The organism is Chryseobacterium potabilaquae, from assembly GCF_902728265.1.
Classification (GTDB): Bacteria; Bacteroidota; Bacteroidia; order Flavobacteriales; family Weeksellaceae; genus Chryseobacterium; species Chryseobacterium potabilaquae.
On sequence record NZ_CACVBR010000002.1, the window covers coordinates 162,919 to 183,025 of the forward strand.

The 20,107-nt window shown below is 32.0% G+C and carries 18 protein-coding genes; 7 read left to right on the forward strand and 11 right to left on the reverse strand.

Annotation, left to right across the window (positions count from 1 at the left end; translation table 11 throughout):
• Nucleotides 1-3 precede the first annotated feature (3 nt).
• The 7 genes from CHRY9293_RS02030 to CHRY9293_RS02060 all read right to left on the reverse strand — a co-directional run bounded on the left by CHRY9293_RS02030 (nt 4) and on the right by CHRY9293_RS02060 (nt 9,705).
• The gene (locus tag CHRY9293_RS02030) at nt 4-1,185 is read right to left on the reverse strand and encodes an aspartate aminotransferase family protein (protein ID WP_394351017.1); all 1,182 of its coding nucleotides are present in this window, start codon (nt 1,183-1,185) and stop codon (nt 4-6) included.
• Nucleotides 1,186-1,613: 428 nt separating this feature from the next.
• The gene (locus tag CHRY9293_RS02035; protein WP_162031373.1) at nt 1,614-3,359 is read right to left on the reverse strand and encodes an OstA-like protein; all 1,746 of its coding nucleotides are present in this window, start codon (nt 3,357-3,359) and stop codon (nt 1,614-1,616) included.
• 3 nt (nt 3,360-3,362) lie between these two features.
• Nucleotides 3,363-3,836, reverse strand: a complete 474-nt coding sequence (locus CHRY9293_RS02040; protein WP_089689882.1) for a Fur family transcriptional regulator — start codon at nt 3,834-3,836, stop codon at nt 3,363-3,365.
• A 68-nt stretch (nt 3,837-3,904) separates the two neighbouring features.
• Nucleotides 3,905-5,899, reverse strand: a complete 1,995-nt coding sequence (locus CHRY9293_RS02045; RefSeq protein ID WP_162031374.1) for a KUP/HAK/KT family potassium transporter — start codon at nt 5,897-5,899, stop codon at nt 3,905-3,907.
• 118 nt (nt 5,900-6,017) lie between these two features.
• Nucleotides 6,018-6,998, reverse strand: coding sequence for a pyruvate dehydrogenase complex E1 component subunit beta (locus CHRY9293_RS02050; RefSeq protein ID WP_122546370.1), 981 nt, complete (start codon nt 6,996-6,998; stop codon nt 6,018-6,020).
• A gap of 108 nt (nt 6,999-7,106) precedes the next feature.
• Nucleotides 7,107-7,526 carry a DUF2147 domain-containing protein gene (locus tag CHRY9293_RS02055; RefSeq protein ID WP_162031375.1) on the reverse strand — a complete coding sequence of 140 codons (420 nt, stop codon included), beginning with the start codon at nt 7,524-7,526 and terminating at the stop codon, nt 7,107-7,109.
• 250 nt (nt 7,527-7,776) lie between these two features.
• Nucleotides 7,777-9,705, reverse strand: a complete 1,929-nt coding sequence (locus CHRY9293_RS02060) for an LTA synthase family protein (protein ID WP_162031376.1) — start codon at nt 9,703-9,705, stop codon at nt 7,777-7,779.
• 109 nt (nt 9,706-9,814) lie between these two features.
• Here CHRY9293_RS02060 and CHRY9293_RS02065 point away from each other — a divergent pair, with 109 nt between their 5' ends.
• The 5 genes from CHRY9293_RS02065 to CHRY9293_RS02085 all read left to right on the forward strand — a co-directional run bounded on the left by CHRY9293_RS02065 (nt 9,815) and on the right by CHRY9293_RS02085 (nt 12,936).
• A complete protein-coding gene (locus CHRY9293_RS02065; protein WP_162031377.1) occupies nt 9,815-10,528 on the forward strand; it encodes a CDP-alcohol phosphatidyltransferase family protein in 714 nt (237 codons plus the stop codon).
• A 42-nt stretch (nt 10,529-10,570) separates the two neighbouring features.
• Nucleotides 10,571-11,344, forward strand: a complete 774-nt coding sequence (locus tag CHRY9293_RS02070) for a 3'-5' exonuclease (RefSeq protein ID WP_162031378.1) — start codon at nt 10,571-10,573, stop codon at nt 11,342-11,344.
• 2 nt (nt 11,345-11,346) lie between these two features.
• A complete protein-coding gene (locus tag CHRY9293_RS02075; RefSeq protein ID WP_162031379.1) occupies nt 11,347-11,745 on the forward strand; it encodes a putative signal transducing protein in 399 nt (132 codons plus the stop codon).
• A 76-nt stretch (nt 11,746-11,821) separates the two neighbouring features.
• Entirely contained in the window at nt 11,822-12,427 is a 606-nt protein-coding gene (locus CHRY9293_RS02080; protein ID WP_162031380.1) for a fumarylacetoacetate hydrolase family protein, read from the forward strand.
• A gap of 71 nt (nt 12,428-12,498) precedes the next feature.
• Complete coding sequence (locus tag CHRY9293_RS02085) at nt 12,499-12,936, forward strand: universal stress protein (protein WP_162031381.1); 438 nt, start codon at nt 12,499-12,501, stop codon at nt 12,934-12,936.
• Nucleotides 12,937-13,024: 88 nt separating this feature from the next.
• Here CHRY9293_RS02085 and CHRY9293_RS02090 read toward each other — a convergent pair whose 3' ends face one another.
• Nucleotides 13,025-13,258, reverse strand: coding sequence for a DUF6341 family protein (locus CHRY9293_RS02090; protein ID WP_122546362.1), 234 nt, complete (start codon nt 13,256-13,258; stop codon nt 13,025-13,027).
• Between the two features lie 42 nt (nt 13,259-13,300).
• On the opposite strand from CHRY9293_RS02090, the gene CHRY9293_RS02095 reads away from it, so the two are divergent.
• Nucleotides 13,301-14,212, forward strand: a complete 912-nt coding sequence (locus CHRY9293_RS02095) for a DUF6427 family protein (RefSeq protein WP_162031382.1) — start codon at nt 13,301-13,303, stop codon at nt 14,210-14,212.
• A 5-nt stretch (nt 14,213-14,217) separates the two neighbouring features.
• Complete coding sequence (locus CHRY9293_RS02100) at nt 14,218-14,802, forward strand: DUF3109 family protein (protein ID WP_162031383.1); 585 nt, start codon at nt 14,218-14,220, stop codon at nt 14,800-14,802.
• 53 nt (nt 14,803-14,855) lie between these two features.
• On the opposite strand, the gene CHRY9293_RS02105 is transcribed toward CHRY9293_RS02100, so the two are convergent.
• The 3 genes from CHRY9293_RS02105 to CHRY9293_RS02115 form a co-directional block, all read right to left on the reverse strand.
• The gene (locus CHRY9293_RS02105; protein WP_162031384.1) at nt 14,856-17,714 is read right to left on the reverse strand and encodes a M16 family metallopeptidase; all 2,859 of its coding nucleotides are present in this window, start codon (nt 17,712-17,714) and stop codon (nt 14,856-14,858) included.
• Between the two features lie 159 nt (nt 17,715-17,873).
• Nucleotides 17,874-18,557: a LolA family protein gene (locus CHRY9293_RS02110; RefSeq protein ID WP_162031385.1), complete on the reverse strand. Its 684-nt coding sequence runs from the start codon at nt 18,555-18,557 to the stop codon at nt 17,874-17,876.
• Between the two features lie 114 nt (nt 18,558-18,671).
• Nucleotides 18,672-20,006, reverse strand: a complete 1,335-nt coding sequence (locus CHRY9293_RS02115) for a trigger factor (RefSeq protein WP_162031386.1) — start codon at nt 20,004-20,006, stop codon at nt 18,672-18,674.
• Nucleotides 20,007-20,107: the final 101 nt, after the last annotated feature.

Here is a 20,107-nt window from a genome sequence, read left to right on the forward strand (position 1 = left end):
CACTTAATTATCGTTTAAAACATCTAGAATAATTTTACAACCTTCTCGAATTTCCTCTAAAGAAATTGTTAATGGTGGAGAAATTCTTAGATATTCATTTCTATATAACTGCCAAAATACGATAAGACCTTTTTCCATACATTTTTTAGCCACTTCTAATGTATATTCAGGGGAGCCCAAATTCACCGCCAGCATCAATCCTTTTCCATTAATATTTTGAACCTTAGGATGATCCAACAACTTTCTAAACAAGCATTCTTTTTCTTCAATTTCATCCATCAGTCCACTTTCTAGTACTTCTTTTAGCGTGGCATAACTGGATGCTGCTATTAAAGGATTTCCCCCAAAAGTAGTAATATGCCCTAACTTTGGAGAATAAGATAATGTTTCCATTATTTCTTTTGAACTCATAAAAGCTCCTACCGGAACTCCTCCTCCCATACCTTTACCCATCACCAAAATATCAGGAACAATTCCAAAATGTTCAAATGAAAAAAGCTTACCTGTTCTTCCAAAGCCCGGCTGAATTTCATCAAGAATTAACAAAGCCCCTACCTCTTCACATCTCTTTTTCAGATTAAATAGATAATTGGGATCAGGTACTAAAAAACCAGCCGCCCCTTGGATTGTTTCCATAATAACACAAGCCGTCTTCTCTGTAATTTTATAAAATTCATTTTCATCATTAAACTCTATAAAATCAATCATTGGTAATAAGGGGCGAAATTCTCTTTTATGGAATTCATTTCCTGAAACACTTAACGCACCATGAGTATTTCCATGGTAAGAATTTTTAAAAGAAATAATCTCTTCCCTTCCCGTATATCTTTTTGCTAATTTCAAACTCCCATCGATAGCTTCTGCTCCACTGTTCACCAAATAGGTAATTTCCAAAGGAGCAGGAGTGGATTCTGCCAATAGTTTACATAATGCTACAGGCATTTCTTGAGCATATTCACCGTATACCATTACATGTAGATATTTAGTAGCCTGTTCTACAATAGCATTAACTATTTTCGGATGTGAATGCCCTAATGTATTAGCAGAGACCCCTGCTACAAAATCCAAATATCTCCTCCCATCTTTACCTACAATATAACTTCCTTCAGCTTTTTCCACTTCAAAACCTGCCGCAAATTTTGTTGTTTGAGCCTGATATAAAAAAAAATCTTTTTGAATATTCATTTTAATGAAATTTTCAGCAAATCTATAAAACATTCAGTAAACAGAGCAAACGATATAAAAAGAATAAAAAAAATCGCTCTCAAAAAAAATGAGAGCGATATCCACCAAATCACAAAATATTAATATAGTTTCACTTTACCATGTGATAAATGTACAAAAAATATCAATTGAAACAATAAAATTCTCAATAAAATATTAATTTAAATGCAAATAATATAATTTCAAGCCGATGTGAAATAAAGAATCGTTAAAAGTAAGCTCCCATATGACTTATCCCTTCACTTATTTTGGAATAATTTTTCACTATTCCCAAAATAAACATTCAAAAACATGAGATTTCATAGCGCTTTTATATACTTTTTAAAAAATTAATTCACCATTTCCATAGATGAAATGGTGAATTTGATTTTTTACATAGAAAAATGGAGTTATTTTCTTGTCCGTTTTGGTTTTTTAGCTTCTTCCTTAGCCTTCTCTTTATCAATTTCTTCTTGTGCACGATCATAAAGAGAAGTATTTGCAGAATATATTATTTCATCATAATCAGGAGTATCTACAAGTATATCCTGCCATTTTCGTATACGATCTTTTGTATTCCAATTAAAATCAGCAAATTTTCTTTTAGAAGGTTCTATCTTACTCATTGGATATGTATCTGATGTTGCTCCAATACTACAAGAAACAACCTGTAACGCCTTTTCTTCAAAAAGAGCTCCTAAAATTCCACAGGATGTAAGAGAAATTCCAATCCTTTCTTTTTCTTGTGTATTTTCATTCACATCATCAGAATAGCTAATTGATTGTGCATTTCCAATTACCTTAGCTTCTTTCAGATTATTATTCTGATAATATACGGTCATTAACTTTCCTTTTACCTGATTAAATTCATCTTTCAGATCTAAGGAGTCTACTTTGCTTATTGCAAAAGCATCATCAATAACTTTTAAAGAATCTATATTCTCTTCTTTTGTATTAAAGTATGCCTCAATTTTTTTACCTGTTACCTGCTTTTCACCACTCCATAATATGGGTGCTGTAAACATGTGCATCACTCCATCAGTTTCATTAAAAGCAATAGAATCTGCCCTACCTTGAGCATTAGATTTATAAAACCTAGCTTTCTTAAATGCTCTTAAAAAACTTTTTTTAGTCGTTGGATTCAGAGAATCCGGTTTCTGTAAGGAAATAATCTTTTCAGCAGCAAAGTACATGGAATCTTTCTCAAAAGCTTTTACAGCGTACGGATTTTTAGTCATAACGGCAGAATCTTTCTTTTCATAAATTTCGCCATAACCCCCTTTTATCCACCGCCTTTCTTTTGGATCATCTAATGTTACATTTCCCGTAGCGGTACCAAAACCTGTGAATTGATTAAAATACATATCATCGCCCGTCAGGATTTTATCATTATAATGTATCCTTGAATTCTTATTAAGATATGCTTCTTTAGAATTCATACTATAAGTTCCTTTTTCAGTGTACAAATAATTTTTAGGATTATCCTTTCTTGTGATAGTAGTAGGTCCAAAAAATTCAGCTACTTTAGTAAGCTGATTTTGTTTTATATTTTTTCCTTCTACAGTATAATCAGGATTATCTATTTTTACATTTCCTACAAAATCTATCAATTTTGTATCTAAAAAATAGGTTGCTGAATTGGTATACATCACATTTTGACCATCAGAAATAGTCCCTCCTGTATTAAAATATGCTTGTCTTGAAAGCCTATCGTAATACATCGTTTCAGTTTTTATCGTTTGCTGAGGATCAACAAGTATTACATTTTTTCGGGCTACACCTTTTTGAGTATTCCCATCATATTCCATTTCACCTGCTGTAATCACTGAACCATCAGTATTTTGCAATTTTACATTTCCAATTGCTTTTACAAAGTTTTCCTCTTCATACATCACTACCTCATCAGCAGTCAGAATTGATCCCTGATGCTCAATTTTCACATTCCCTTTCATATAACGGTTCCCGTCATACATTTTCTGATCTTTTATGATTTCGTCAGCATTGAGAATCTTTACCTTATTTTCGGGTTTTATTTGTTGTGGTTGTGCATTTATTACAGGATTCTGTAAATAGGGTTCTCGTTGCGCAGGCTTTTGTTTATCTTGCGCAAAAGTAAGTACTGATACAAAAAACAAGAATGCAAAAAATAGTTTCATTAATTAATCATTCTTAGTACCATAAAAATACAGCGAATGAGAATCAATTCTTACCCCAAATGCTTCTTCAATTGCTTCTTTAATTCCTTGGATCCTTGGATCGCAAAACTCAATAATCTCTTCAATTTCCTTATCAGAATCTTTTTTATAAATTACAAGATGATCATGTTGTTTGTCAAAATAAGATTTCTCATAAGATGAAGACGTAAGTGTCTTTTCACCAAATTGGTGCTTGCGGATTAACCCAGCATCAAGAAAGATCTCGATTGTATTATAAATAGTAGCCTTAGAAACGTGATATTTTTTCTGCATCATTAAAAGATATAGATCATCCACGTTAAAGTGATGATCCATATTATATATTTCCTCTAATATAGTATATCGTTCAGGAGTATTTCTAAAACCTTTTTCTAATAAATAGTTTCTTAAAACATCTTTAATTAAGGCTATATTTTTTTCTTTTTGTATTGTATCCATCAAAAAAATTATCTACAAATTTATTGATTTTTATTTAAATAAAGGGTAGACTATTTTGTTAAAGGATCTTAACTATTATGCCTTAGAAATCCTGCTTGCTCAATTTTATTATCATATACCGTTAGTTCTGTTATAGGTGCCGATTCTACTTCCACGTTATGAGAACTAACTCCCCAAGATTTAAAATCATCACTTCCAATATATTTCACAAAATTGTAAATATTGAGCGTAATTTTTTGTTTAACCGTTAATAATATATCATTGATATAAGTATTGTCTATAATTACATATTTAAGATCTGGCGGAATATCATGGGCTCTTAAAGACGGATGACTACTTCTTGAAGGAATCGTTCCATCAGCCATTAAATCTTTTAACACCATATTAAAATAATCATTGATTCTGCGATCAACCTTAAATCCTAATAGAAAATTCACTTTATAAACTGTCCCTGGTAAGATTTCATCAACTGTATATTTAAATGTATACGGATCTTCCTGATTAACAATACTTAAAATAAAATAATGATCCGCTCTTTTAGGTTGTTTTTTAATAATTGAATAAATAATTTTTGATTCAACTTCATCATTCTTTTTTGCTCTGCTTAAGTAAGCAAGGTTTGTAGCATATTTAGGAATAGTTTCATCTAGTTTCATATCCTTTATGATAGAAACATATTTATCAATTTTAACAAATTGAATAAAATTAGCTTTAATCAATCTACCGTTATACCAAGCATACATACAAACGGCTATATAGCCTCCAAGCACCATTGTCAACCAACCTCCATCTATAAATTTAATCACATTTGCGTAGAAAAAGCCAGATTCTAGGAAGAGATAAACTGAAGCAAATCCGATAAGAAAAAATTTACTCACTCGAGTTCTACTTAACCAGAATAACAACAAAATGGTCGTCATTAACATCGTTATAGTGATGGTTAAACCATATGCAGCTTCCATACGTTCAGATTTCTGGAAAAATATCACTACTACAAAACAAAATATCATTAATCCCCAATTAATTCTAGGGATATACATTTGTCCTTTAACTCCCGAAGGATATTCAATATGTTGATTGGGCCAGAAAGAGATAGACATGGCTTCCGAAAACATAGTAAACGATCCGGTAATTACCGCCTGGCTTGCAATAATTGCTGCAGCTGTTGCCAAAATAACACCTGGCAAAACTGCCCATTCAGGCATAATCCCAAAAAATGGATTTACTCCGGCACTGTGTACCTGGTGATAATTATCCAAGAGCCAAGCTCCTTGTCCTAGATAGTTTAAGATAAGCATTATTTTCACAAACGCCCAACTTACTCTGATATTTTTGGCACCACAATGTCCAAGATCAGAATACAATGCTTCCGCCCCTGTGGTACATAAAAACACAGCCCCCATAATCACAATTGCACTTGAAGAATGGGTAATAAGATTGTAAGCATATATTGGATTGAATGCTTTAAAAATTTCAATATGATCAAAAATATGAACAGATCCGAATATTCCTAACACTAAAAACCAAATTACCATAATAGGGCCAAAAAATTTACCTATAGATGCGGTTCCAAATTGCTGTACCACAAATACGATAAATAATATTCCCAGAGTAATAAATACAACCGGAGTTTCAGGGTTATAAATTTTAAGACCTTCAATCGCAGACATTACAGTAAGTGAAGGAGTAATCACACTATCTGCAACCAATGTGGAAGCCCCAATGATCGCCACCACGTATAACCATTTTTTCTTGAGTTTCTTTACTAATGAATAAAGTGCAAGAATTCCACCTTCTCCTTTGTTATCAGCCCTTAAAGCTATAATTACATACTTAAATGTCGTTTGAAGGGTAAGGGTCCAGATAATACAGGAAAGTGCCCCTTCAATATATTCATCAAAAGGCATTGTTGCTCCATCTTTACGGGCATTCACAATCGCCTTCATTACGTACAGTGGTGATGTACCTATATCTCCAAAAACGATTCCTAGAGAAACTATAACTCCTACAAATGAAAGCTTTTTCAAGTCAAAATGATGACCACCTTCTGTAACTTCTGCCATATTAGAGCAAATTTTAAATTTTAGAAGCGCAAATTTAAATTAAATTTATAACCTTAAGAATTTTTATCCATGAATATAATAAATGAAAAAACTTCCTTTCGGAAGTTTTTTTCTATTACTATTTAACGTACATCGCTTTCTTAATTTCTTCTTTAACTTTCTCAAGTTTAGGAAACCATTCTGCAAATAAAGCAGCTGAATACGGTGCAGGAGCATCTGGAGTAGTAACTCTCTTTATGGGTGCATCCAAATAATCAAATGCTTTTTGCTGTACCATATAGGTAATTTCAGAAGAAATTGAAGCAAATGGCCATGCTTCTTCTAAAATAACTAATCTATTTGTTTTCTTTACTGATTCTAATATCGTATCATAATCTAAAGGACGAACCGTTCTCAAGTCAATAACTTCTACCGAGATTCCTTCTTTAGCTAAATCTTCAGCAGCTTGAATAGCCAGTTTCATAATCTTACCAAATGAAACCAATGTGACATCTTTTCCTTCTTTCTTAATTTCAGCTTTTCCTATTGGTAAATAATATTCTTCTTCAGGAATTTCCATTTTATCTCCATACATCTGCTCAGATTCCATAAAAATTACAGGATCATTATCCTGAATGGCTGTTTTCAATAATCCTTTTGCATCGTAAGGGTTTGAAGGCACCACCACTTTCAATCCAGGACAGTTGGCATACCAACTTTCAAAAGCCTGCGAGTGAGTAGCTCCTAACTGACCTGCAGAAGCAGTAGGACCACGAAAAACGATTGGGCAATTCCATTGTCCCCCACTCATTTGACGGATTTTTGCAGCATTATTAATAATTTGATCTATTCCTACCAAAGAGAAATTGAATGTCATAAATTCCACAATGGGTCTATTACCATTCATTGCTGCTCCCACAGAAATTCCTGCAAAACCAAGCTCAGCAATAGGTGTATCAATTATTCTTTTAGGGCCAAATTCATCCAGCATTCCTTTTGAAGCTTTATATGCACCATTATATTCTGCTACTTCTTCCCCCATTAAATAAATGGATTCGTCTTTGCGCATTTCCTCGCTCATTGCCTGCGCAATTACTTCACGAAAAGTATATTCTGCCATATTTCTTTGAAAAATTTAGAGTACAAAAATAGTGATTTTTTATTACATACATAATAAAAAAGGCATCTCACAACTTGAGACACCTATATTCCTTTATTTAACATAAAATTAATCAACTTTATGCCATACTTGTGTTCGTCCTAATAAAGAAAGACCTACATATCCTCTTACATTGAGTTGGTCTCCACTTCTTGTAATCGTACATTTATACGTTTTACCTGTTTTAGGATCTGTAATAGTTCCTCCTGTAAATTCATCTCCATCCTTTTTCAATCCCCTGATTATTTCCAATCCTAAAATGGGTTTTCCTTTTCTATCATCTTTACAAACTGTACAATTTGGATCTGCCGGTTTGATAAGTAACTGAGAAACTTTTCCGTAAAATTTACCATCTGATTTCTTATAAATCTCAACAATAGATTTGGCTTGTTTAGTTTCATCGTCTATTGTCTTCCATTTTCCCTCAATTTGTGCAAAAGACATTACTCCAAAAAGCGAAAGCACAAATGTTAATAATAATTTTTTCATATTTCGTATCTATAATTAATTCTAAGTTAAGATATTTTCGTTAACTACGATCTGCTAAAAGTAAAAATTAATTTCAAACCAGCAAAAATAAAATTTAGTGTTTCAGCATTCTGTTAGGCTAATATAAAAATAATTATCCTTAAAACAGGGATGTTTCTTCTCAACATCCTCAATAATTTAGAAATAATTTTTTAGGAACATTTATTGCAATAGAAATCATATCATCACAAGTTATCTCATTTTTACACGACTAATAAAGTTTCCTATTCATAATCTTGTCCATATAATCTTGATACCAAGCTTTTGCTATCTGGATACCTTTTTCTGTTTCGGGAGTTTTAAGTTGAGGCATACGATTTTTTTCTAGCCCTAAATCTGTTTTATCATAAATTCCTACCACTTCATTACCATCAAAACGATAGATGTAATTTCCGATAATAAACTGCTCCACCGCACCATCTGAATTTGCAATAATGGTAGGATATTTTTTATCACTCACTAGACTTCTTCCCCAGCTTCTTATTTTTTTATTATAACCTATTAAATCTGCTAATGTAGGATAGATATCAATCTGTTGGGCATCTTCAACATTAACTCCTTTTAAATTATATTCAGGATTAGGAGAAAAGAAAATCAAAGGCACCGCAAATCTGTTCATAATTTTGTCATATTCAGAGTAATATATTTCATTCGTATGGTCTCCCGTAAAAACAAAGATGGTGTTATTATACCAAGGTTGTTTTTTTGCTGTTTCAAAATACTTTTTTATAGAATAATCAGTATACTGAATGGGCTCATGCATATTATTTTTCCCTTTTTTAAATTTACCTATATATTGTTCTGGGATTTTAAAAGGATGATGCGAAGAGGCCGTAAATACCGTTGCCATAAAAGGTTGCGTCCTTCCCACATTTTTCGCAAAATATTGTAAAAACGGTTCATCCCATATAGCCCACATTCCATCAAAGTCTTGATCATGATTATATTCTGTTTTCCCAAAATAATGCTTAAACCCAAGAATGTTTCCAAAACCTAAAAAGCCCATTGATCCATTAGGTGCTCCATGATAAAAAGACGTATCATATCCCAACTCATTGCACACAGAAACAATAGACTGGATCTTTTGATTGGAATAAGGTGAACTTGTAAAAGCATCCGTGAGACTAGGAATACCTGCTAATACACTACTCATTCCATGAATAGATTGCCTTCCGTTAGCAAAGGTGTTAGGAAAAATTAAACTTTCATTGGCTAAACTATCCATGAATGGAGTATAAGAAACATAATCCTTTATCTCCTTATTTCTATTAAAAGCTCCGGAATATTCTCTCCCAAAAGATTCTACAATAAAAATAACAATATTAGGTCGACTGGTTATTTTTCTATCATACATTTTGTATGATTGGATATTATCATCAATGAATTTTTCAGAGACGAAATGAACCTCTTTAAAATTATTTGTCCCTAATGTTCTAAAAAATGAAAAGGTGCTATTCAATACCATATTTCCTTGTGATGGAATCTTTACAAAGCGATTCGCATCCACTAAATTAATTGGCCTTGTACTATGTTTAAAATCACCTCGAATACCACCTACTGTCAATACAGCTACTGCACACAACGTAAGGATTGAAAAAATAAAATAAGGCAATAACTTTACAGGTTTTCTTTCAGTAATTTTTATTTTTTTATAAAGGAAAACCCAAACCCACATCAAGACTACAAACCACAGTAGGATGTAAGGATTTTGTACAATAGAAGTTGTAAATACTTTAAATATATTCGATTCATGTTTGGCTACCTGAAACGCCGCTGAAGTTAAACGCGTTTGCGAAAATTTAAAATACACTACATCGCCAAAATTCATCGCATAAGCAATTCCATTAGTTATAAAATACAGCCAGAGAAGAAATGTTTGATATCCTTTCTTGGTATTAACTATAATTGGAATCAAGCTTAGAAGTATGAATAATGCATTTACATAAAGAATCGCTGTTGTATCAAATGCAATCCCATGATATGATAAACTGAAATAATCAGAAAAAGAATCAACTTTTACTAATTCCCTATTAAAATACCAGAATAAAAATCTTGCAATCTGATAAAAAAAATATGCTAAAAAAATTCGATATAATAATATCAGAACTTCCTGTTTTCTAAATTCTTTAAAAAATTTCATTCCGCAAATTTACAGCAAATTCACATTAATGCATTTTTTAGTTCAGAATATTTTGAGTCATAATTCTTAAAAACAGTAATTTTGTGACTATAAACTTTATTGGATAACTATGGACTTTATTAAAAATAACATTGCAAATATCATCACACTGGGAAATTTATTTTCGGGATGTGTGGGTGCTATTCATCTCATTTTAGGAGATTATCAAACCACAGCGATCTGTATTATCTTTTCATTGATTTTAGATTTTTTTGATGGTTTCATTGCAAGGGCGTTGAAGTCTAATTCTAATTTGGGAGTACAGTTGGATTCCTTGGCTGATATGGTAAGTTTTGGATTAATTCCCGGCCTCACTCTTTATGTTGCTTTAGAACCTTTTGAAAATCTATTTTTAGGAATAGAACTGCCTTTTAAGATACAATATTTAGGATTATTTGTTACTCTTTTTTCCTGTCTGAGACTCGCTATTTTCAATTTAGATGAAGAACAGAAATATTATTTTAAAGGCTTAAATACTCCATCAAATACGATTTTAATTTTCGGTTTATATTATGCATGGAAAGAAAGTGGAAATTTTCAATTTTTATTTGAAAGCGCTTTATTTCTCTTACTACTTACTGCTATTTTATCATGGCTTTTAGTCAGTCCTATTAAAATGATTGCCATGAAATTTAAATCTATGAAATTGCAAGATAACTATCCTAAATTAGCTTTATTGATAGGTGCAATTATCATTATAAGTATTTTCAAAATAGTTGGAATCCCCATCATAATTATTTATTATATTTTTATATCTATAATTTTTCAAAAACAACTCAACTAAATGGTATGAATATATCATATTACTCTAATTTATAACTAAAAAATGAATTTAAAATTACATAAACCCTTGTGTGTTTTTGACCTAGAAACAACAGGAACCAATATCGGAAAAGATAGAATAGTTGAAATATGCATATTGAAAATAAATCCGGATGCTTCCCGAGAGAGTAAAACATGGAGAGTAAATCCGGAGATGCCTATTCCAAAACAATGTAGTGAGATCCATGGTATTTATGATGAAGATGTAAAAGATGCTCCCACTTTCCGGGATATTGCTTCTAAAATAATGGAATTACTTGCAGGAAGTGATCTTGGAGGTTTTAATTCCAACCGTTTCGATGTTCCTCTTTTGGCTGAAGAATTATTGAGGGTTGGTGTCGATTTTGATTTGAGCAAATTCAAATTAGTAGACGCTCAAACTGTTTTCCATAAAAAAGAGCCTAGAAACTTAGGGGCTGCCTACCAGTTTTATTGTGGTAAGACGCTTGAAAACGCTCACTCTGCAGAAGCTGATGTGATGGCTACTTTTGAAGTATTGGATGCCCAGGTTGGCAAATATGATGATATTCCTAATGAAATTGCAGGATTAAGCGAATATTCTTTCCATAATAAGAATGCAGATTTAGCAGGTTTCATAGGATATAATGATCAGCAAGAAGAAATTTTCAACTTTGGAAAATACAAAGGACAAGTAGTAAAAACGGTTTTCCAAAAAGATTTAGGATATTTCGGATGGCTTCAGAATGCAGAGTTTCCTTTGTACACAAAGAAAATATTCACTAAAATTCAATTATCAAAATTATCAGGTAAATTTTAATTATGTCTCAACTTATTACATTTCAATTCTATGAAACTGCACTTCAGGCAAACCGTGAAAAACAAATTTTAGCTGAGAATGGTATTAATAGCTATATTGCTAACGAACAATTGATACAATCTGATTGGCTTCTTTCTCAAGCAGTCGGAGGAATCCAATTACAGGTTTTTGAAGAAGAGGTAGAAAAAGCTAAACAAATTTTACAAGAATATAAAGACAACAATGAGTTTTCTTTAGAAGTAGAACATACTATTGAAAACCCTGAATTTGATTTTGTCTGTCCTCAATGCAAATCAAATCACATCTATAGAGATGATAGTGCAACTAGTTTTTTTGGAATTTCAATTTTAACAAGTCATACATTTATTTGTTATTATTGCGGTAATAATTTCACTCATTAAAATAGTACTCAACACTCTATTTTACAAATATTTATTGCATTTGTATAAAAATAAAAAATGTACATTATAAAAAATTATGAAAATTATCTGCATAGGAAGAAACTACAGTGAGCATGCAAAAGAATTGGGAAATGAAGTTCCTGAAAATCCAGTTATATTTATAAAACCAGATACAGCAGTCTTAAAAGGTAATGATTTTTACCTTCCCGATTTTTCTAATGATATTCATTATGAGCTAGAAGTTGTATTAAAAATTTCTAAAGGAGGAAAATACATTCGAAAAGAATCTGCCCACAAACATTTTGAAGAAATTACATTGGGAATTGATTTTACCGCAAGAGACCTTCAAAGTGAGCTTAAATCTAAAGGACTACCTTGGGAACTTTCAAAAGGTTTTGATGGTTCTGCAGTGGTTGGAAACTTTTTTAAAAAAGAAGATTTTAATCTTGAAGCACTTCCTTTTTCTTTGCTACAAAATAATAAAGAAGTTCAGAATGGAAATACAAAAGATATGCTTTTTTCATTTGACGAGATCATTTCTTTTGCTTCACGATATTTCACCTTAAAAACAGGTGATCTTATTTTCACAGGGACTCCAAAAGGTGTTGGAAAAGTGGAAGAGAATGACATTCTTGATGTACATCTTGAAGATAAAAAAATTCTTAGCATACGAATATTATAGCTAAATTAATACCATATATCGCATTTTTTTCTTATCTTTAAACAACAAAATTAAAGGTAAAATTAAAAATTATGATAAATATTGTATTACCCGTAGATTTTGGGGATAGATCAGAACAACTTGTGGACGCGGCAGTAAAATTTGCAAAACAAGTTAATGGTAAAATTTTTCTAATTCATGTAGCCCCTTCAGATATTGGCTTTGCGATCGGTGATATGGGATTTCAATATTTTCCTGAGGTAGAGGAAAATGAAATAAAAGAAGAATTGGTTCAACTCAATAAAATCGAACAAAGAATTATTGCTCAGGATATAGATTGCGAACATCTTCTAAAGCAAGGTATTGCCAAGGATATTATTTTAGAATATTCACAATCTAAAAATGCAGATTTTATTGTCATGGGTTCTCATGGTAGAAGTGGTATTTATGATGTTTTTGTAGGAAGTTTAACAAAAGGGCTTACAAAAGATTCGAGTATTCCTGTTTTAGTAATTCCCATACACGATTGATAAACAAACAGAATAGATTTAATCAATTATTAAATTAAAAAAGCCGATCAAACAAGTTTGATCGGCTTTTTACTATATAACCAATTAATTAACCTTCTTTTTTATATATATTCGGATCATAGTAAGGAAACTTACCTTCCGTTGGAGAATGATAGTCTTTATCTTTATCACCGCCTAATGTTACTACTAAAACGTAGCACCAATATGTAAATAATATACAACAAACGATAAATAGGATCCAGTTTAACACATTTCCAAATGCATCAAAAAAACCGAAAGACCATTTGAAAACTTTGCTTAAGAATAACCAGAAAGACGTCATTATTTTCCTTTTTTAAATTAACTTTGTACAAATTTATAAAAAATGTTTAAATTACTTTCAAAAGAAAGCAATATTTTTTCAATTCCTGTTTATATTGGTTTTCTTCTTTTAATAGTAATCATATTTAACATACTGAATTTCAACACATATGAAGCTATTATAGCAGGAATTACATTCTTGGGAATTGCTTTGGGATATTTCTGTTTTCATAGTATTGCACTGAATTATCAAACGCATCTCCCTTTATTTTTATATACATTTTTTATTTTCGGATTGTATCCCGGCAGTTTAGATATAGGTATATCTATTTCATTACTTACCAACTCTTTTCTTTTATTACTTCTCACGAGCACCAATGAAGAGATTAGAAAAAAATCATATGTTTTGGTAGGGTCTATTGTATGTCTAAATTTTATTTTCCTTCCAACCACTTGGCCCATGGCTGTTTTTGTGATTATCCATGTCATTGCAACTTCCGAAAAAGTAGGGTTAAATCTTTTTAGATTTTTGCTAGGGATTATTTTGATTGCATTTAGCTATTTTTCTATCATGTTTTTCCTTAGATTTACTTCATGGGATACTGATTATTTTCCTTTTGGAAAAATGCGTCCGCTTACTTTATCCGAATATATAGCTTTATTACCTTTAGCCCCCACTATACTAATGCTACTGTATGCTCTTTATGATCATTTTAGCAATTACAATAGGAAGAGTCCTATAACTCGTTATAAGTATACTTTTTTATTGGTATTTTCTATGGCCCAGCTTGCTATTATTATAATGTATATGAATACAAGTTATGAATATTTATTACTTCTAGCATTCCCTTCTAGCATTATATTAAGCCGAATGCTTAAGTTTTTACCTAAATATTGGATTCAAGAATTAAGTTTATGGTTGATTATTTTCAGTTTAATCACCTTTAAAGCAACTACTTATTTTGATTTATTTTAAAGATTATGATTCAAATAGACGATAAATTGATTTCTGAGGAGATATTCTCCGAAGAGTTTGTTTGCAATCTTACAAAATGTAAGGGTGCATGCTGTGTAGAAGGAGATGTGGGTGCCCCACTAGATAAAGATGAGCTTGAAATTTTAGATACGATCTTTGATAAAATTAAACCTTATCTTACCGCAGAAGGCATCAAAGCGCTTGAAGAGCAAGGAACATGGACTACAGATCCTCTTGATGGGATGTATGTAACTCCTATGGTTGAAAACAGAGAATGTGCCTATGTAACTTTTGATGAGAAAGGCATCACAAAGTGTGGGATTGAAAAGGCTTACGAAGATGGTGCTGTAGAATGGCAAAAACCAATATCTTGCCATCTTTATCCTATTCGCATTACGGAATATTCCACTTTCACCGCATTGAATTATCATGAATGGAGTGTTTGCAGCGATGCTTGTACATTAGGAAAAGAACTGCAAGTGCCTGTATATAAGTTTTTAAAAACACCTTTAATCAGAAAGTATGGCGAAGAGTTTTATACTATTCTGAGTGGGGCAGCAGAAGAATGGAAAAAAGAATATGGCTCTTAATACAAAAAACCACAGATTAATCTGTGGTTTCTCAGTTAGTTATAAATAAATGATTAATTAATTACTCCAGTACTTACTGTTGTAGAAGATTTCGCTTCTTGATTTTTATCTTTTTCCCATCCATCTTCAGGCATTAATGTCGCTATTATTTTCCCTTTTGTAAGGTATTTTTTAGCCACATCTTGCAGATCTTTTATTGTAAGAGCCTTTACTTTGGCTTCATAATTTAAGATTTCATACTTATCAGTTCCATCTAATTGATTCTTAGCTATAGAAGTTAGCCAGAACATATTATCTTTCAGGCTTGTTTTATGATCATTGTACTCTCCTTCTTTATATTTATCAAGATCTTTTTGCTCAGGGCCTTTATCAATAAGTTTTTGAACCTCAGCTAACGCACTTTTAGTTAGTTTTGCTGAATTTTCAGGACCACAAGGGAAGCTTATGCTAAAATTATAGGTATTATAAGGTACTTTATTCATATTTCCTCTAGCTCCTCCTCCATAAATTCCACTTTCCTCTTCCCTTAATTTTTCAATTACTTTAATGGTAGCCACCTCTCCTAGAGCTTCTAATGCCAACGCTTCTTTTTCATTATATGGAACTTCACCACTGTAAGCGATGGTTACCATACTTTTAGGATCTTTTCCTTTCTTATACACTTTTGAATAATCACCTGTTACTTGTCTATATCCAGTATCTTTAAATGTAGCAGCGACACCTGTAGAAGGAAGACTTGCAATATATTGTAAAACATCATTTTTAAAGGTAGCTTCATCAATGTTACCTACAAAATAGAAATGAAAGTTTCCTGCATTGGCAAATTTTTCTTTATAAATGTCATATGCTTTTTTATAGTCTGTATTGGCCCATTCTTTTTCCATAGGAACTACCCCAATAAATCTAGGATTTTTCTGATTCAGGAATTTAGCATGCTCATTGGCAAAATAAAACTGAGGATTAGATAAAAGATTATCCAACATCGCTGATTGTTTCATTTTATAAGCATTGAAAGCATCTGTGCTATAATTAAGACCTGTGAAATAAGAATACAATAGCTCCATTGCCGTATTTAAATCCTTCCGTGTTGTTTTTCCCGAAACTCCTTCCGTTAAACTACCTATTGATGGATTTACACTTACTTGTTTTCCAGCGAGATAATTGGTAAGTTCTGATTTTGAATATCCGTTCACTCCAGCCTCTGTCAATGCAGAAAATGCAAACTGAACTTTATTATAGTCAACATCAGGAATTAAAGAACTTCCCCCCAAACTTCTTGCGGAAAATACAATTTCATCATCCTTATAATCTGTTTTTTTGAAAGTAACTTTCGCTCCATTGCTTAGTGTCCAGGTTGTTGTTCCTAATTTAGCATCTGTTTCTGTTTTAGCAATTTTACCTTCAGACTTAAATGGTTTTACTAGGTTTTTGATAGCAGCCTTTTCCTCATATGGCTTAAGATCCGCCATTTTAATACTTTCAAAAGTATTAAGAACCATTGCTTCCGTAGGCATTATTACCTTGTCTTTCTTAGGACCTGTTATCACGATTACTCTACTATCATCTTTTACCATTTGTTTGATAATAGCATTTGTTTGATCCAATGTCACAGATGGTAAGAACTTCTTAGTATCCTCGTATTCCCATGCTATTCCAGGTATCGGTTCTTGCTCTAGAAAATTTCTTACGTATTCTCCTACCAATCTATCACTTTCTGTTTTATCCCTGTTATTATAGGATTTTTCAAGATTGGATAAAATTTGTGATTTTGCACGATCTAATTCTGTTTGGGTAAAACCAAATCTTTTTGCTCTTTCCACTTCTTCCAAAAGAACTTTAAGCCCATTCAATTGATCTCCTTCTTTCGTCATAGCAAATCCCTGAAAAGCTTCTTTACTTCTTGCATAAGTACCACCATGATAAACGGATCCAAAAGTAAACGGAGGGTTATTCGAATTGATTAACTCTCGCAGCCTATTATTTAACATCGTTGTTGTAAGGCTTTCTATCTGGCTTTGGTTATATTGTTCAATAGTAACATCCGGCTGATAGGCTTCAGCATCTTTCATAATAAACTGTACCATTGAGCTCGTTGCGTCCGGGTCTGTTTCAATAGACACAAGAGTTTCTTTATGATTAGGAAGGTCAAAGTTTTTTCTCTCCCTTGGTTTTGATGGGTTTTTATATTTACTAAAGTTACTTTTAATTTTCTTTTCTATCTCATCTACATTGATATCTCCTACTACTACGATTGCCATTAAATCCGGTCTATACCAATCTTTATGGAACTGTCTAATTACATCAGGTTTAAAATTCTGCAAAACATCTTTTGTTCCAATAGGCAATCTATTTGCATATTGAGAATTATACAACATTTTTGGAAGGTATTTCTCCATCATTCTTTTATCTGCTCCTAACCCTAATCTTAGCTCCTCCAATACCACTCCTCTTTCTTTATTGATTTGCTCATCAGAAAGTGTTGCGTTAAATGCCCAATCTTCCATTACTTTTAAACCAGCATCCAAATTTCCAGGCTTATCCAATGGTACCGGTAACATATATACCGTTTCATCAAAACTTGTATATGCATTAAGGTGTTGGCCAAATTTCACTCCAATAGATTGAAGAAAATCAACAAGTTTATTATCTGGGAAGTTTTTAGTTCCATTAAAGTTCATATGCTCCATAAAGTGAGCTAATCCTCTTTGATTTTCGTCTTCAAGAATTGACCCAGCATTGATTGCCAGACGAAAATCCACTTTCTTTTCAGGTAATGTATTTTTCTTGATATAATACTTCATCCCATTTGAAAGGGTGCCTATTCTCACTGATGGGTCCACAGGAATATTCTGCGCAAATACATTTGATGACATCAAAAAGATAACAGCAAATGATGATAGAATTTTCTTCATAATATGTTATTAATTTCTTTACGGCGTTAAAATTATTAATTAAAAACAACCTAAAAAAACACAAAACACCATATTAAAGTTAAATTTGAGTTAAAATTATAAACATAAATAAAAAAAGACCGGAAATTCCGGTCTTTTTTTATTTATGTTTATTAAATTCTATTTAAAGTCAGCATCAGTAACATCAGCATTGATTACTACTTTCGTTGTTTTGATTACCACTTTCTGCCCGTTTCCTTCTGCTTCAATTTCTGAAGGGAACTTAACTCCGTCTACTGTTAAATACCCTTTAATAGTAGCGTTTCCTTCTGCAGAAGTTGATTTGTATAACAATCCTGTAGAAGCGTCAAAATAATGTTTACCTTTATCAGAAGTTAATACATTATAGTCTTTTCCATCTATTTTTTCAACATTTACAGTAGGAAAATTAGCAGGATTATAACTTAAAGCATCAATAGTTTGACTTTTCTTTAATTCCGGGATTTTATCTGCAGGAATATCCATTTTCTGACCCATCTGATCGAAATATCCTTTTTCTCCATCAAACACCTGAATCATTTTTTGTCCCATTACACTTTGTTCGGACTTGAACTTATTTCCCATTTTTTTAGTGGTCATACTCACTTCCATACCTTGAAGGGAAAGGGTGTTATCGGTAACGGTAGTTTTTATAGCTTCTAATTTATCTTTACCTCCTAAAGCTTTAAGGTAATTATCTATAACTTCTTTAGCAGTTAGTTTTGATTGTACAGCTTCAATTTTCTCAGGAGCAGCTGACTGCTGTGCATATATAGATGTTGAGCCAAGCATCAAACAAAAAAACGGAATGATAATCTTTTTCATATATTAAGTTTAAGGCCGTAAATATATGAATATTGGCCGAAATAAAATAAAAAACTACATTTAATAAAAAAACCGCCAAATTTGGCGGTTTTACCTATTTATATCAAAATATAATTACTTTTTAAGCTCAGCTAGAAACTCATCATGAGAAATTTTAGTTTCTTTTTTACTTGCTTTATCAAGAATAGCATCTTTCAATTTAGCCATAGCTACTTCAGAAGAAATCTGTCTTACTTGCTCTTGATCTTTCAACATCTCAACTGCATATTTCTGAATTTCTTCATCTCCTAAATGATGAATTCCATAAATAGCCAATTGATTTCTTACTAACTGTTCAGCTTGTGCCAAAACATCTGTATAATCTAATTGGATATCATTATCAGTCATCAATTTACCTTCGATAATTTGATTTTTCAATTGATTTTTCTCTGCCGCAAGAATTTCTTTAGCCTGCTCTTCTGTTTGGATATTCTGATTAGAGAATAACAACCATTTTACCAAAAATGCTTCTGGAAGTACGACTTCTTCTTTTTCTGAAACCTGCTCCAATACTTTATTTACAAAATGAACATCTGCATTTTGTTGGAAATATTCATCTAGTTCAGACTTTACCTTTTCTTTAAGCTCATCTTCAGACTTAATATTTCCTTCTCCGTATACTTTATCAAAAAGACTCTGATCTAGTTCAGCAAGATTTAGAGAGTAAAAATCTTTTACTTTTACTTCTACCTCATTATGGTGTAGATGCTCAACTTCTTCTTTACTGAATCCTAATTCTTTTGCTAATTCTTCGTCACCCGCAAGAGTTTCTTTAGAAACTTTTACAGCTCCATCCATTTTCAAAGACTTTACTAATTTAAAAGCTTCTTTGTTTTCAGCCGTAATCGTAACATTCTTTGGATGGTGGTGGTGCTCTCCTTCAGCATCTTCTTCTACAACTTGAGAAACCTCTAACGCAATATAAGAGTCTTTGGTAATTTTATCTTGAGGAACCTGCTCAGCGAAACGCTTTTGCATGTTTTCAATACTCTTGTTAATTTCTTTTTCAGAAGCTTCTACTTTATAATGAGGAGCTTCATATTTAGCTAAATCTATCGTGAATGCAGGCTCATATCCTACTTCAAAAGCAACTTCTAACTGATCAGCATTGTAATCAAGTTCGTTTACTGGTTGAGGAACAGGCTGCCCAACTAATCTTAATTTGTTTTCATTAACATAGTTGTTGAGGGCATCTGAAACCTGCTTGTTGATTTCTTCAAACGCAATTCCTGCCTCGTATTGCTTTCTAACCATACTTAAAGGCACTTTCCCTTTTCTGAAACCAGGAACTTGCGCATTTTTAGCATAATTAATCAATTGCTTTTCTACTTTTTCTTTATAGTCAGATTTTTCCAATGTTACTGTAAGTAATGCACTTACATCATCATGGTTTTGTGCGGTAACCTTCATTATCGATTAAAATTTTAGGTTGCAAAAGTATGAAATTTTTATGAAAATAACTCATTTCAAATAAATTCTTAATAGACAAAATATTATAAATAAAAAACCAT